The sequence below is a fragment of the Streptomyces sp. NPDC107575 genome (assembly GCF_055657265.1).
The window spans coordinates 577,097-591,268 of sequence record NZ_JBVKBG010000004.1; the positions used below are offsets into that span (position 1 = coordinate 577,097).

Sequence of the window (14,172 nt, forward strand, 5' to 3'; positions counted from 1 at the left end):
GGTTCGCTCGCCTCGGCTTTAACGGATGTTCGGGTCGAAGGTGAAGATCACCAGCGTGCCCAGCAGGACGGTGAAGACCGTCGCGGCGTACAGCAGGCCCTTCAGCCACATACGGGTCTGGGGGCGCTCGGCGTAGTCGTTGATGACGGTACGCAGGCCGTTGGCGCCGTGCAGCATCGCGAGCCACAGCATCAGCAGGTCCCAGCCCTGCCAGAACGGGGACGCCCAGCGGCCGGCCACGAAGGCGAAGCCGATCTTGGAGACGCCGCCGTCGAGGACGAGCTGGATCAGCAGGTGGCCGAGGACCAGGACGACGAGGACGACACCCGACAGGCGCATGAACAGCCATGCGGCCATCTCGAAGTTGCCGCGCGTCGAGCGCGGGGTCTTCGAGGTGCGCTTGCGCGGGGGCTCGATGTACGGGGCCGGGTTGTCGACGTCGTAGAGCGAGACGCCCTCGACGGGACCGACGCCGGACTGTGCGGGGGTGGTGTCAGCGGACATGTCTGGCCTCAGCTCCCGAAGAGTGCGCGGACGGCGTGGCCGAGGACGGGGTACAGGGCCCCGACCATGAGGACGATCCAGATGCCCATGACGGTCCAGAGCATCTGCTTCTGGTAGCGCGGGCCCTTCGACCAGAAGTCGACGGCGATCACACGCAGGCCGTTGAGCGCGTGGAACAGGATCGCGGCCACGAGGCCGTATTCCAGAAGCGCGACGATCGGCGTCTTATAGGTACCAACGACATCGTCGTACGCCTCGGGGGAGACGCGGACGAGAGCGGTGTCGAGGACGTGCACGAACAGGAAGAAGAAAATGAGGACACCGGTGACTCGATGAGCCACCCACGACCACATGCCTTCCCGGCCGCGGTACAGCGTTCCAGCCGGCACGGAAGAACCCTCCGGGAGCGGGGACTAGAGCCGCGCCGGCTTCAGTGTCGGGCGGGCCCGGCCGGGTACGGTCCACCGGCCGCTCGTCATCGTATCGACGAGTTGTCGGAACACTCGCACGGGGGCCTTATGTGTGATCAAACAGGCAATCAAACAGGCACGTACGGGCTATTGGTGCCGGTTTTCCGGGGGGTCTCGTCGCGGGCCAGCCGGGCGAGCCGGCCCCGGGCGAGTCGCCGCAGCTCCTCGGCGGCCAGTTCCCGCTCGTGCACCGGGTCGTGGCCGAGCCGGGTGCGCAGGCCCGCGAGCAGGTGGTCGAGGGCCTCGGCGGGGGCGATGCCGTCCAGGCAGATCACGAAGGGGTGGCCGAAGCGGGTCTGGTACGCGCTGTGGGCCGCGACGAGCGCGGTGTTCGCGGCGGCCGGGTAGCCCGCGGGGGCCGGTGGCAGCACGAGGTCCTCGCCGGTCAGTGCCTCGGTGACGTCGTCGGGGGCGAGGTCGTACGCCGCCTCGTCCGCCGCGGCGAGCAGCGCGTCGAGGTTCGGGTACGGGCGGTGTGCGGCGATCCGGCGCGCCCAGGCGTGGCTGCGGCAGCACGTCAGGAGGGTCCGCTCGGCGGCTTCCTGGGGCAGCGCGTTCAGCTGCGCCAGGAAGGTGGGGCCCCCGTGGGCCGTGGCCTGGGCCGGTATGGGCAGGCGGCCGGGAGTCTGGAGGGGGCTCAGCGGGGGCCTCCGGCGGCGGGACAGGTGGGGTGGGTGTGGCGCAAACGTTAGCCAGAGCTTGTCGTGAGTGTCCGGTGGATGTGTGGAATTCACTCGGACGGGCCGGTTTGCGGGGGTTGGGTGGACGGTAGGGAGCGGGGCTCCCCGCGCCCCTGGAGGGACACCGTTACCGTCGGCAACGTACGTGTCCGGTCGACGTGGTTCAGCGAGGTACTTCGTGGAGAAGGAGCGGCAAGCTCTGAAGGTCGGTGCCGTCGGGGTCGCGCTGGTCGCGGTCGTGGGGTGCTCGGGGAGTGGCGGGTCGTCTCCGTCCGACGGGAAGTCGGCGACGTCCGCGACGCCCTCGCCCACCCGTTCGTATCCGCTGTCCAAGCCCGCGCACACGATCCCCGAGGTGCGCGACTTCACGCCCGCGCACGGGCCCGGCTGGAAGCCGGACGGCGGCAAGGTCGTCGTGAAGGACGGCGAACTGGCCGACGAGGGGCGCCTCGTCGCCGACGAGCTGGACCTGAAGTACGCGGGGTCGGGCGACGCGGGGCCCGGTGACGTCGAGCTGGCGATCGGCGGGAAGCGCGGCGCGAACCCGGAGTCGTACCGGATGGCCGTCGAGGGCGGCACCGTGCGGATCACCGGGCCGAGCGACGCCGGCGTGTACTACGGGACGCGCACCCTCAAGCAGGAGGTGCACGACGGGGCGAAGGCGCCGGAGGGCGTCACCGCCGACGAGCCGGCCAAGGCGCAGCGCGGGTTCAACCTGGACATCGCGCGCAAGCACTTCACCGCCGACTGGATCAAGGACCGGATCCGGGACATCGGGGACCTCAAGTACAACCAGCTGGGCCTGCACTTCTCCGACGACCAGTCCTTCCGGATCGAGTCCGACTCGCATCCCGAGATCGTGTCGAAGGACCACCTCAGCAAGGCGCAGGTGAAGGACATCCTGAAGCTCGCCGCCCAGCGGCACATCACGGTCGTGCCGGAGATCGACTCGCCGGGGCACCTGGGTGCGGTCATCGCCGCGCACCCCGACCTCCAGCTGCGCGACGCGAGCGGGGTGGCGGCGCGCGGCGCCGTCGACATCTCGAAGCCGGGCGCCGCGAGGATCGTCGACGACCTGCTGAAGGAGTACGCGAAGCTGTTCAAGGGCGCGTACTGGCACCTGGGTGCCGACGAGTACCGGGCGCTGATGAGCGAGAACCCCGAGGCCTCCTATCCGCAGCTCGCCGCCGCCGCGCGGAAGAAGTACGGGGCGAACGCCAAGGTCCAGGACCTCGCGCAGGGCTGGCTCAACGACCGGGCGAAGACCATGGAGCCCTACGACCGGAACCTGAAGGCCTGGAACGACGGGTTCTACAAGGGCGGGGTCGTCGACGCCGACAAGGGCATCGAGGTCGCGTACTGGACCGGCAAGGAGATCGGCGCGCGCGAGCCGCTGGAGTACCTGGACGAGGGCCGGAAGGTCACCAACTACAACGACGAGTACCTGTACTACGTCCTCGGGCAGCCCAACACCTTCGTCTATCCGACCGGTGAGCGGATCTACAAGAGCTGGACGCCGCGCGTGCTGCGCAAGACGAGCCCGGTGCCCGCGAAGTACGACGACCAGATCCTCGGCGGCTCCTTCGCCGTGTGGTGCGACCTCTCGGGGGCGCAGACCCCGGAGCAGGTCGCCAAGGGCATCCGGATGCCGCTGCGGGCGACCGTGCAGAAGTTGTGGGACCCGAAGGAGCCGGAGCTGAGCTGGCCGAAGTTCGTCGCCCTGGCCGACAAGCTGGACGGCTGACGGCCGCGATCCGCCGTTCTGGTGGCGAAGTCCCTTGTGGCTGTGGTCTATTCGGCCGCAGGTACGACGTTTGTGACGTACACCGGGACGGGGGGATCGGGCATGGGTTACTGGGGCTACTACGTGGTCGCCAGAAGCGATCGGCCGCTGGACAAGTGCGAGGCCCTGGGCGGGGTGCGCGAGGAGCTGACGCTCCTGGAGGAGCGGGCCGGCGGCTGGCAGGTGTGGGAGTGCCCCGGCGGGGGCGAGCAGGCGCGGGACGTGGGCAGCATGAACGCGCTGGCGGCGGAGACCGGGGCGCCCGCCCTGTTCGGCTACGTCATGGACTCCGCCTGCGCGGTCGTCGAGGCGGCGGGCCCCGAGAGCGGGGCGTGGACGGCGTGCCTGGGGCGCTCCGCGATGACCGGGTACATCGGCGGGGACGAACGCGCCCTGGAGGACTACTTCCTGCCGCCGGGCGACGCCGCCGAGCGGGCCGTCGGCTGGGCCGCGGAGTGCGGCCGCGAGGTGCCGCTGGAACCGCTCGACGAGGTGCTGCGCGCGGCCGCCGAACCCTCGGCCGAGGAGCTGTTCTTCCGCTTCCTCGACCGTCTCGGAGTGCGGGGACAGTGACGTTCTGTGCCGTGCGGGCGCAGTTGGTTACGTAGGTGCCAAGGGGAATTGCTGGGTCCGCGTCCGGAGGAGCGTTGCGTCGATGAGCCTGGTGGAACTGATCGCGCAGGCCGATGAACGGGGCCTCGCCACGAGCGGGCTCGGCTGCCTCGACCGGTGTGTGCCGCTGCTCGGCGTCGGCGGGCCCGGCGATCCGGCGGAGGACGTGCTGCGCCCGCTGTGGGCGAGCCTCGCGGAGGACGGCGCGGACTGGGGAGCGCGGCTCGTCGCGGCGCGCGGCGCGCTGGACGGCGCGGCGGGCGAGGGCGAGGCGGCGGACCTGGTGCGCCGGATGCTCGGGGCCGCGCCGGAGCGGGCGGTGGCCGAGGCGTGGCGGGAGTGGGCGGATGCCTGCTCGGTGGCCGCGCTCCAGGTGCACCGGATGCTCGACGTGGCGGAGGACCGGGCGGCCAGCGTGAGCGCGCGCCGCGAGGGCCGCACCGAAGGAATGTCGCCGCTCGTCGCGGCCGAACTGCGCCGCCAGACACAGATCCTGGAGCTGCTCGCGGACGGCGGCGCGGGCGGGCTTCGGCAGGCCCTGGTCGTCTCGACGGAGGGGCGCAGGGTGCTGCGGGCCGCCGTCTCGCGGCGCGCGCGGGGACGCGGCTGACGCCGTCGGAGGCGATGACACGAAGGTGAGGGCCGTGGGGACCGAACGGCCCCCACGGCCCTCACCGGCACAACTCGCCCGCTACGGAGCCAGGTTGGTCCCGATGCGCGCGGTCGCCGAGGTGCCGAGCGTCGTCTTCGTGAAGGTCCTGGTCGAGGTCAGACCCAGACCGCTGGAGTTGCTCGGTACGTACGTCAGGTTGCCCTCGCCCGCGTTCTCGCCCGCCGTGCCGAGCACCAGGTCGGCCCGCCCGTACCCGGAGAGGTCGGTCAGGGCGACCGCCGAGCCCAGGTTGTCGTCCGTCTCGGTGGAGCCGGGGACGCCGGCCGTGTCCTGCGTGACGGTGAGCGCGCCGGTGCCGGTGATCCCGGTCGACGTGCCCTTCAGGAGGATCGAGTTGCCCGCGTTGGAGCGGTTCGAGGTGCGGGTGATGTCCTCGTTCGGGGCGCCCGCGAGCACGTCCGCGTAGCCGTCGAGGTTGTAGTCGCCGACCGCGATCGAGGCGCCCATCGCGTCGCCGGACTCGGCGGCGCCGGGGACGCCCGAGGTGTCCTGATGGACGGTCTTCGCGCCCGTCGTGGTCAGCCCGCCCGCCGTCGTCGAGGTGGGCAGCGAGCCCTTGACGAAGGTGACCTGGCCGCCCGCCGCCGCGCCGGACTCGGCGGTGTACGGCTGGCCGACGGCGATGTCGTCGATGCCGTCGCCGTTGATGTCGCCCGCGCCGATGGAGCGGCCGCCCTTGACGGACAGCGTCGCGGCCTTGCGCAGGCCGCCGGAGCCGCCCTTGTACCAGACGACCTTGCCGATGCCCGCGCCGTCGCGGTAGTTGAGCGCGACGTCCGCGTAGCCGTCCCGGTTGAAGTCGCCGGACGCGGCGTCCGCGTTGGACAGGCTGGCCTCGGAGGTGGTGATCGCGGAGTCGGTGTCCCAGTCGTCGCCGTAGCGGGCGCTCCAGGTGCCGCCGGTGCCGGTGGAGGCGGCGAACACGTCGGCCTTGCCGTCCGCGTTGAAGTCGCCGACGGCCACGGCGGAGCCGAACCTGGCGTTGGTCAGCTCGTAGCTGCCGTCCATGTTGACGCCGGTGCCGGTGGTGAACTCGGGGCCGTACAGGATCGTGTACGCGCCCCGGTTGGAGTGGCTTGCCGTGTCGTCCTCGCCGGGCTGGCCGACGACGATGTCGGTGTGGCCGTCGCCGTTGATGTCGCCGGTGGCGGTGGAGGCACCGAACTCGTCGCCGCTCTCGCCCGCGCCGGGCACGTCACCGGTCGACTGCGAGATCAGCTTCTTGCCGGTGGTCGTGGGGCCGTCGACGGTGCCGGGCACGAGGGCGATCTGGCCGCCGCTCGACCCCTTCGGCAGGCCCGCGACGATGTCGTCGGTGGCGTCGCCGATGACGTTCTGGGACGCCAGGGCGTGCGAGATGCCGGGGGTGGCGGCCTGCGTCGCGACGCGGCTCAGCTTCGGGTACAGGTTCGCGCCGGGGCACGCGGTGGCGTTGGTGTCCTTGTGGCCGAAGACGCGGGGGAGCGTGACGGTGGAGTCCTTGGGGACCTTGTTGCCGTCGGTGCCCAGGTCGCCGTTGGACGTCAGCGTCACCTTGTCGGTCGCCGTGAGGCCGTACTGGCCGAACTTCCAGGCGACGACGCGGGAGATGGCGTCGAGCGCGGCCTTGGTCGGCTTCATCTTGTCGAAGTTGCCGATGTACGAGATGCCGACGGTGTCCGTGTTGAAGCCGTAGTCGTGGGCCCCGTGCACCGGCAGGTCCATGCCGCCGGTGCGGCCCTCGAATATCTGGCCGCAGCGGTCGACCACGAAGTTGTAGCCGATGTCGTAGTAGCCCTTGCCGACGTGGTCCTGCTGGATCTCGCGCAGCCGCTGGGCGCTCTGCGCGCACGGCACCTGGTTGTCCGAGTCGACGCCGGTGTGGTGCACGACGGCGGCCTTGATCTCCGTGTCGTACACGGGAGTTCCGTCGTGCGAGAGCCCAGGGCCCCACACGGACTGCGGGATGATCGCCGGCTTCACGACCGTCGACGGGCGGGCCTCGGGCGGCGTCTCGTCGGAGGTGAACGCGGCGGGCTCCGTGCCGCCCTTGCGGGTGCCGGTGCCCGGGTCGATCAGCTTGACGTCCATGCCGGACGGCAGGTCTGCGGCCTTGCCGTCGGCGTCGACGACCCGCACCTCGACGCCGTTCGAGGCGCCGTCCGTCGACACGGACGCGGTGCCGCCGCGGATGTCGGTGCCCTCGCGCTCGGCGCCGTCCGCGTCGTTGGTGTCCTTCGGCAGGGTGGTCCAGGAGCCCCAGGCGCCGGACGCGGCGTCCCGCGCCCGGAACTGGGCGGTGCCGTCGATCCGGTCCTTCGGGTTCTTCCACGTCACGGACACGGCGTTGAACGGCTTCGTCGACTTCTGCGGAACGACCTTGCGGTCCGCCTTCGTCTCCAGGCCCAACGTGTGCACGGCCGCGGCCCGGTACGCGGCGGCCGGGGCCGCCTCGGTGCCGGGATCGGCCATCGCGTACGACACGACTCCGGCGCCGCCGACCACGACCGCCCCCATCGTGATCCACGCTCTCCGCTTGAGACTCAGCGGCTTGTACGCGTGCGATCCGCGCGCGCCCTCCGCCTTTTCTCGCGAATGTCGCGGGCTCAATTGCCCCACCCCTTGATGAAGTTCACATGGACCCCGCGTGACACGCGGGTAGATGCTCTATCCAGCGAACGACCGTCGAAAAGCGTCACGGGTTGTGCGGGTGTGTCGTACGTCACCCCGCGGGACCCTGTGACGTTTTTGTGGAGGGCGGCGCTGATCCGGTCAGGGGGTGACCGGTTGGGCCAGGGAGGGGAATCCCGGCGCGCGCAGACGCACGACGGGGAGCTGGGCGCGGCCGTCGCACGGGCACAGGAGGGCGACGAGGCCGCCTTCGCCGTCGCCTACCGGCTCGTGCAGCCGGGACTGCTCGGGTATCTGCGCGGGCTCGTGGGCGACGAGGCGGAGGACGTCGCATCCGACGCGTGGCTGGAGATCGCCCGGGACCTCGGCAGGTTCCGGGGCGACGGGGCCGGCTTCCGCGGCTGGACCGCGACCATCGCCCGGCACCGCGCGCTGGATCTGCTGCGCCGCCAGAAGGTGCGGCCGAGGCAGTCCGCCCTGGAGCAGGACGTGCTTGAGCTGCCCGGCCGGCAGGACACCGCGGAACAGGCGCTGGAGGCCCTCTCCACCGAGCGCGCGCTGGCCCTGCTCGACCAGTTGCCGCCCGACCAGCGCGAGGCCGTGCTGCTGCGGGTCGTCGTCGGCCTCGACGCGCCCGCCGCCGCGCGGGTCCTCGGCAAGCGGCCGGGGGCCGTGCGCACGGCCGCGTACCGGGGCCTGAAGCGGCTCGCCCGCCGGCTCGGGGGCGGCGGGGCGGGCGGGCGTCCGGTGTGACGGATCGGGTGGCGCGCACGCTGGGGGAGGCGAGATGACTGCGAATTCCTCGCCGCCGGTCGAACCCGACGACGAAGCCGACGGAGCGGGCCGCGCCGCCGGCCGGTCCTCGGCCGGCGCGCTGCTCGCCGACGCCGTGCGCGGTGGCGAGCAGTCCCCGGAGGCCGAGGGCGAACGGCGGGCGCTCGCCGCGTACCGGGAGGCCCGCGAGGCGGGGGCGCTCGCCGCGGCGCCCCGCCGCCGCGACGACTGGCGCCCGGGCAGGCGCTGGTTCGTGCCCAGGCCCTGACGGCGAACCGGTCCGGAAAAGCGGGACGGCCGAGGTCGCCACCCCCCACAGGAGAGACCCCGGCCGCCGCGCGTCACGGGTCGCGAGCGGCCCGTACTTATCTCAGCGCCGCCGGTGCGTTTTCTGTCACACCGCCCTGAGGCGCCGTTGGTTGCCTGTTGTACGAACATGGACGCGAGGACGTTTCAGGCCGTAGCGTTCTGGTTCGCGCCAGGCGCGTACCCGTATCGACGGCGCACACGGCTTCACGGCCGGAGCAGGGCAGGGGCAGGGAGTGCTGGGGGACGACGCGGAGCTGACCGCCGCGGTGCTTGCGGCGCGGGACGGGAGCGAGGCCGCTTTCCGGACCGTGTACCGCGCCGTGCACCCACGCCTGCTCGGATACGTGCGCACGCTCGTCGGCGACCCGGACGCGGAGGACGTCGCGTCGGAGGCCTGGCTGCAGATAGCCCGCGACCTCGACCGCTTCGAGGGCGATGCCGACCGGTTCCGCGGCTGGGCCGCCCGGATCGCCCGCAACCGCGCGCTCGACCACATACGCATGCGGGGACGCCGGCCCGCCGTCGGAGGCGACGAGACCGAGCTCACCGGCCGACCCGCCCTCTCCGACACCGCGGGCGAGGCCATGGAGTCCCTGGCCACCGGCGACACCATGGCGCTCATCTCCCAGCTCCCGCAGGACCAGGCCGAGGCCGTCGTGCTGCGCGTCGTCGTCGGTCTCGACGCCAAGAGCGCCGCGCAGACCCTCGGCAAACGCCCCGGCGCGGTCCGCACCGCCGCGCACCGCGGCCTGAAGCGGCTGGCCGAACTGCTCGGCGCCGCCGACTCCCCGGCGGCCGGGAGCCCCGCCGACTCCCTCGAAGCGGTACCGACTCCACGGCGTGACCGCACCCGCACGGCGACGTCCGCAGGTGTGACGCATTCGCGTTCGCGGACGCAGAAGGACATGTGATGGCCGACGAGCACGACAAGTGGCTTAACCGCGACGCGGCGGACCGCCTGCTGCGCGGAGAGGCCCCGGCCGTCTCCGGAGACGACGCGCGGCGGGCCGACCGGCTGACCTCCGCGCTGCACGCGCTGGCCGAGGTGCCGGCCGGCCCCGAGGGCGAACTGCCCGGCGAGGACGCCGCGTTGAAGGCGTTCCGCGAGACCCGCGCCGTCACAGCTGTGAACGGAGCTGTGAACGGGGCCGCGAGCGCCCCCGCGCGCCCGGGCCGCGCCCGGCGTTCCGCCAGGACCGCCCCGAAGGCGTCCGGGCGGCGCCTGAGCTGGGGTCGCCCCGCGCGGCTCGGCGCCGTCGCCGCGTTCGCCGCCTGCATGGTCGGCGGGGTCGCGGTCGCCGCCGGGACCGGGGTGCTGCCCTCGCCGTTCCGCGGCTCCGACGATCCCGCGCCCGCCGCGTCCGTGTCCGCCGCCGCGAGCCCCGACCGCCCGCTCGCCTCGGCCTCCGCGGGGGTCACCGAGGACGGCCACGCGGTACCGAGGCCGACGGAGTCGTCCGGCGCGCCCGGCAGCGGCTCCGCCCCGAACACCCCGTCCCACGACCGCGGCGCGGGCGACCCGCGCGACGGCCGCACCTCCAAGCACCCGAGGCCGGACGCGAGCGCCGCCGAAGGGGCGAATGCCCAGGCGCGCCGGCTCGTCGAGACCTGCCGCAAGTACCGGGGCGGGGAGTCGGGCGCCGCGGACGTGCAGCGCCTCGAGGCGTCCGCGAAGGCCCTCGGACAGGACGCGCGGAGCCTCGGCCGCTTCTGCGACCGCGTCCTGGCCCGGTCCGGCGCCCCCACCTCGTCGGGTGACAGGACCGCCTCGCAGGACACGGACGACAAGAGCGGTTCGGGAAGCAAGAGCGCCTCGTCGGACGACGGCAACGGCTCGGGCGGCAAGGGCGAGGGCAAGGGCGACGGGGAGAACGACGACGAGGACGGCGACCCGGGCGCGAGCCTCAGCCCCGGCGTCAGCCCGAGCGCCGATGTCGACTCGGCCGCCGCCCTCGGCCCCGACCCGAGCGCAAGCCTCAGCGACAGCGTGAGCCCGACGCCGTGACCTGCGGAAACGTAACGGGTCAAAAAGGTTGCTCTCCAGGTGTGACGTTTCTGGACGTCGCGGCGCAGTAATGAGTGAGCCGACTGGTCATCGGCCGCGCACGAGCCCGGGTTCCCCCCGTACCTGGAGCTCAGTGCCATCGGCGCGGGTGGGACACGTTCCCCCGGTCCCACCCGCGCCCTTCAACACCTCGCCCGAGTGCCTTCACCAGTGGACGACGACCTTGTCGCCGACCCGCACCTGCGCGAACAGGCTCGCGATGGTCCGCTCGTCCTTGACGTTCACGCAGCCGTGCGAGGCCCCGGCGTACCCGCGCGCCGCGAAGTCCGCCGAGTAGTGCACCGCCTGGCCGCCGCTGAAGAACATCGCGTACGGCATGGGGGAGTCGTAGAGCGTCGAGACGTGGTGCCGGGACTTGAAGTCGACGTGGAAGACGCCCTCGCGGGTCGGCGTGTACTGGGACCCGAACCGCACCTCCGTCGTCAGGACGCGCTTGCCGTCCACCATCCACGCCAGCGTGCGGCTGGTCTTGCTGACGCAGATCACCCGCCCCGTCATGCAGCGCGGGTCCGGCTTCGCCGGGGTCTGCCCGCCGAACTGGTACAGCTCCCACTTGCCCGGCTCGTGCGTCATGTTCAGCAGGCGCCGCCAGGTCACGGCGTCCGTCTCACCCGTGCGCGGAAGGCCGCGCTTGCCCTGGAACCCCTTGACCGCGTCGGCGGTCACGTCGTCGTACGTGCCCGTGGGCCCGTTGTAGAGCCAGGCCACCTGGCGCAGCCGGGCCTGCAGCTCCCGTACGCCCTTGGAGCTGTCGCCGGGGGAGAAGAGGACCTCGGGGGCGGGGCTCGGGGAGGCGGAGGCGGAGGCGGCGGGCTTGTCGTCCCCGGAGGGCTTCGGCGCGGACGACGACGGCGAGGACCGCGCGGGGGCGCCGTGCTCCACCGCCTGGGCCGTGCACCCGCCGACCAGGGCCAGCACCCCGGTCACCGCGATCGCCGAACGTAGGACAGCTGTCCGCATGACGTCCCCCCCGCCTGCCGCGCCGTTCTCTCGTGTCACGACTGATGCTGCCCGCGTCCGAGCGGCCTGGAACTCGACGTGCCCCCAACGTGATGACGAGGGGCAAACGCGGGAAAGTCTGTGAGCAAGGTCCCAGCGCGGGGCTCTCCACTGGCCGCACGCCCGCCGCTACAGTCCGTCGCGAGGGTCGTTCACTACTGGCAAGTAATCAGCATTTCATTTGCAAGCATCGGCAAGTCATCGCTGGAGGCACAACCATGGCGCGCGAATCCGAGTCCGGACTGCCCATCGAGCCGGTCTACGGCCCGTCGGCTCTGGAGGGCTGGGACCCGGATCAGAAGCTGGGCGAACCGGGCGCGTACCCCTTCACGCGCGGTGTCTACCCGACGATGTACACGGGCCGCCCGTGGACGATGCGGCAGTACGCCGGGTTCGGCACGGCCACCGAGTCCAACGCCCGCTACAAGCAGCTCATCGAGAACGGCACGATGGGCCTGTCCGTCGCCTTCGACCTGCCGACCCAGATGGGCCACGACAGCGACGCGCCGATCGCCTCCGGCGAGGTCGGCAAGGTGGGCGTCGCGATCGACTCCATCGACGACATGCGCGTCCTGTTCGACGGCATCCCGCTGGAGAAGGTCTCCACGTCGATGACGATCAACGCCCCGGCCGCGCTGCTGCTCCTGATGTACCAACTCGTGGGCGAGGAGCAGGGGGTGCCGGCCGACAAGCTCACCGGCACCATCCAGAACGACGTGCTCAAGGAGTACATCGCCCGCGGCACCTACATCTTCCCGCCCAAGCCCTCGCTGCGGCTGATCGCGGACATCTTCAAGTACTGCAAGGCCGAGATCCCGAAGTGGAACACCATCTCGATCTCCGGCTACCACATGGCCGAGGCCGGTGCCTCGCCCGCGCAGGAGATCGCCTTCACGCTCGCCGACGGCATCGAGTACGTCCGCACGGCCGTCGCGGCCGGCATGGACGTCGACGACTTCGCGCCGCGCCTGTCGTTCTTCTTCGTCGCCCGGACGACGATCCTGGAGGAGGTCGCCAAGTTCCGCGCCGCGCGCAGGATCTGGGCGAAGGTGATGAAGGAGGAGTTCGGCGCCAAGAACCCCAAGTCGCTGATGCTCCGCTTCCACACGCAGACGGCCGGCGTGCAGCTCACCGCCCAGCAGCCCGAGGTGAACCTGGTGCGCGTCGCGGTCCAGGGCCTCGGCGCGGTCCTCGGCGGCACGCAGTCGCTGCACACGAACTCCTTCGACGAGGCGATCGCGCTGCCGACCGACAAGTCGGCGCGGCTGGCGCTCCGTACGCAGCAGGTGTTGGCGTACGAGACGGACGTGACGGCCACCGTCGACCCGTTCGCCGGGTCGTACGTCGTCGAGAGCATGACGGACGACGTGGAGGCCGCTGCCCTCGAACTCATGGACAAGGTCGAGGAGTTGGGCGGCGCGGTCAACGCGATCGAGCGCGGCTTCCAGAAGAGCGAGATCGAGCGCTCCGCCTACAGCATCGCGCAGGAGACCGACTCCGGTGAACGCGTCGTGGTCGGCGTCAACCGCTACCAGCTCGACGGCGAGGAGCCCTACGAGCCGCACCGCGTCGACCCGGCCATCGAGGCGCAGCAGGCCGAGCGGCTCGCGAAGCTGCGGGCCGGGCGCGACCAGGCGGCGGTCGACGCGGCGCTCGCCGAGCTGAAGAAGGCGGCGGAGGGCGAGGACAACGTCCTCTACCCCATGAAGGACGCGCTGCGCGCCCGCGCGACGGTCGGCGAGGTCTGCGACGCGCTCCGCGGGGTGTGGGGGGCGTACGTACCGTCGGAGACGTTCTGACGGTTTCGCGGCGACGGGGCTGAGCTCTCGGGGCTCCGCCCCGGACCCCGCTGCTCAATCGCCGCAGGGGCTTGATTCATCGGCACTCGCCGCCGATGGGGTCGAAGAGCGGGAGTCTCGGCAAATCAAGCCCCGCCGGCGATTGAGGCGCGGGGTCCGGGGCAGAGCCCCGTGGCCGGGTGTCCGGTATGCGGGCCCTCTGGACGGGGCGGAGGACGGCCGTGCGACACTCCCGACATGCTGGGTGTCATCGATCTTCCGACCTATCTCGCGGGCCTCGCCCTCATCATCCTTCTGCCGGGGCCGAACTCGCTGTACGTGCTCTCCGTCGGCGCCCGCCGCGGCATACGCACCGGCTACAAGGCGGCCGCCGGCGTGTGGTGCGGCGACACCGTACTGATGACCCTCTCGGCCGCCGGGGTCGCCTCCCTGCTCCAGGCCAACGCGCTGATCTTCGGCATCGTGAAGTACGCGGGCGCCGGCTATCTGACCTGGCTGGCCATCGGCATGATGCGCGCCGCGTGGAGCATGTGGCGCACCCGCAAGGAGCGGCTCGCGGCCGAGAGCGGCGCCGCCGAGGAGGAGCCCGCGCAGGAGCGGCCGTTCCGCCGGGCCTTTGTGATCAGCCTGCTCAACCCGAAGGCGATCCTGTTCTTCATCGCCTTCTTCGTGCAGTTCGTCGACCCCTCCTACGCGTACCCCGCCCTGTCCTTCGTGGTGCTCGGCGCCTTCGCGCAGGCGGCCAGCGTGCTCTACCTCTCCGCGCTGATCTTCAGCGGCATGAAGCTGTCCGCCGCCTTCCGCCGCCGCAGGCGCCTGTCGGCGGGCGCGACCTCGGCGGCCGGTGTGCTCTTCCTCGGCTTCGCGGTGAAGCTCTCGCTGTCCAGCGTCTAG

The 14,172-nt window shown here is 72.0% G+C and carries 14 protein-coding genes; 9 read left to right on the forward strand and 5 right to left on the reverse strand.

The window, feature by feature from the left end; all coding sequences use genetic code 11:
- Nucleotides 1-18: 18 nt before the first annotated feature.
- From ACZ7L4_RS22285 to ACZ7L4_RS22295, 3 genes are all read right to left on the reverse strand, one after another.
- Nucleotides 19-504: a succinate dehydrogenase hydrophobic membrane anchor subunit gene (locus tag ACZ7L4_RS22285; RefSeq protein ID WP_399227800.1), complete on the reverse strand. Its 486-nt coding sequence runs from the start codon at nucleotides 502-504 to the stop codon at nucleotides 19-21.
- Nucleotides 505-512: 8 nt separating this feature from the next.
- The gene (gene sdhC / locus ACZ7L4_RS22290; RefSeq protein WP_266713332.1) at nucleotides 513-893 is read right to left on the reverse strand and encodes a succinate dehydrogenase, cytochrome b556 subunit; all 381 of its coding nucleotides are present in this window, start codon (nucleotides 891-893) and stop codon (nucleotides 513-515) included.
- A gap of 149 nt (nucleotides 894-1,042) precedes the next feature.
- The gene (locus tag ACZ7L4_RS22295; RefSeq protein ID WP_472104868.1) at nucleotides 1,043-1,708 is read right to left on the reverse strand and encodes a 2-oxo-4-hydroxy-4-carboxy-5-ureidoimidazoline decarboxylase; all 666 of its coding nucleotides are present in this window, start codon (nucleotides 1,706-1,708) and stop codon (nucleotides 1,043-1,045) included.
- A gap of 91 nt (nucleotides 1,709-1,799) precedes the next feature.
- On the opposite strand from ACZ7L4_RS22295, the gene ACZ7L4_RS22300 reads away from it, so the two are divergent.
- From ACZ7L4_RS22300 to ACZ7L4_RS22310, 3 genes are all read left to right on the forward strand, one after another.
- Nucleotides 1,800-3,398: a beta-N-acetylhexosaminidase gene (locus tag ACZ7L4_RS22300; protein WP_472104870.1), complete on the forward strand. Its 1,599-nt coding sequence runs from the start codon at nucleotides 1,800-1,802 to the stop codon at nucleotides 3,396-3,398.
- A 102-nt stretch (nucleotides 3,399-3,500) separates the two neighbouring features.
- Nucleotides 3,501-4,010: a hypothetical protein gene (locus ACZ7L4_RS22305; protein WP_472104872.1), complete on the forward strand. Its 510-nt coding sequence runs from the start codon at nucleotides 3,501-3,503 to the stop codon at nucleotides 4,008-4,010.
- Between the two features lie 82 nt (nucleotides 4,011-4,092).
- A complete protein-coding gene (locus ACZ7L4_RS22310) occupies nucleotides 4,093-4,659 on the forward strand; it encodes a hypothetical protein (RefSeq protein WP_472104874.1) in 567 nt (188 codons plus the stop codon).
- A gap of 81 nt (nucleotides 4,660-4,740) precedes the next feature.
- Here the strand turns inward: ACZ7L4_RS22310 and ACZ7L4_RS22315 are convergent, their stop codons facing one another.
- The gene (locus tag ACZ7L4_RS22315) at nucleotides 4,741-7,218 is read right to left on the reverse strand and encodes an N-acetylmuramoyl-L-alanine amidase (RefSeq protein ID WP_472104876.1); all 2,478 of its coding nucleotides are present in this window, start codon (nucleotides 7,216-7,218) and stop codon (nucleotides 4,741-4,743) included.
- Between the two features lie 270 nt (nucleotides 7,219-7,488).
- Here ACZ7L4_RS22315 and ACZ7L4_RS22320 point away from each other — a divergent pair, with 270 nt between their 5' ends.
- The 4 genes from ACZ7L4_RS22320 (at nucleotide 7,489) to ACZ7L4_RS22335 (ending at nucleotide 10,420) form a co-directional block, all read left to right on the forward strand.
- Nucleotides 7,489-8,085: an RNA polymerase sigma factor gene (locus ACZ7L4_RS22320; protein ID WP_472104878.1), complete on the forward strand. Its 597-nt coding sequence runs from the start codon at nucleotides 7,489-7,491 to the stop codon at nucleotides 8,083-8,085.
- 34 nt (nucleotides 8,086-8,119) lie between these two features.
- Complete coding sequence (locus tag ACZ7L4_RS22325; RefSeq protein WP_472104880.1) at nucleotides 8,120-8,374, forward strand: hypothetical protein; 255 nt, start codon at nucleotides 8,120-8,122, stop codon at nucleotides 8,372-8,374.
- A gap of 274 nt (nucleotides 8,375-8,648) precedes the next feature.
- Nucleotides 8,649-9,326, forward strand: a complete 678-nt coding sequence (locus tag ACZ7L4_RS22330) for an RNA polymerase sigma factor (protein WP_472104882.1) — start codon at nucleotides 8,649-8,651, stop codon at nucleotides 9,324-9,326.
- A complete protein-coding gene (locus tag ACZ7L4_RS22335; RefSeq protein WP_472104883.1) occupies nucleotides 9,326-10,420 on the forward strand; it encodes a hypothetical protein in 1,095 nt (364 codons plus the stop codon). The genes ACZ7L4_RS22330 and ACZ7L4_RS22335 overlap by 1 nt, the downstream gene beginning before the upstream one ends.
- Before the next feature lie 204 nt (nucleotides 10,421-10,624).
- Here ACZ7L4_RS22335 and ACZ7L4_RS22340 read toward each other — a convergent pair whose 3' ends face one another.
- Nucleotides 10,625-11,440, reverse strand: coding sequence for a L,D-transpeptidase family protein (locus ACZ7L4_RS22340; protein ID WP_472104885.1), 816 nt, complete (start codon nucleotides 11,438-11,440; stop codon nucleotides 10,625-10,627).
- 257 nt (nucleotides 11,441-11,697) lie between these two features.
- On the opposite strand from ACZ7L4_RS22340, the gene ACZ7L4_RS22345 reads away from it, so the two are divergent.
- Nucleotides 11,698-13,278, forward strand: a complete 1,581-nt coding sequence (locus ACZ7L4_RS22345) for an acyl-CoA mutase large subunit family protein (RefSeq protein ID WP_472104887.1) — start codon at nucleotides 11,698-11,700, stop codon at nucleotides 13,276-13,278.
- A gap of 237 nt (nucleotides 13,279-13,515) precedes the next feature.
- Nucleotides 13,516-14,172: a leucine efflux protein LeuE gene (gene leuE, locus ACZ7L4_RS22350; protein WP_472104889.1), complete on the forward strand. Its 657-nt coding sequence runs from the start codon at nucleotides 13,516-13,518 to the stop codon at nucleotides 14,170-14,172.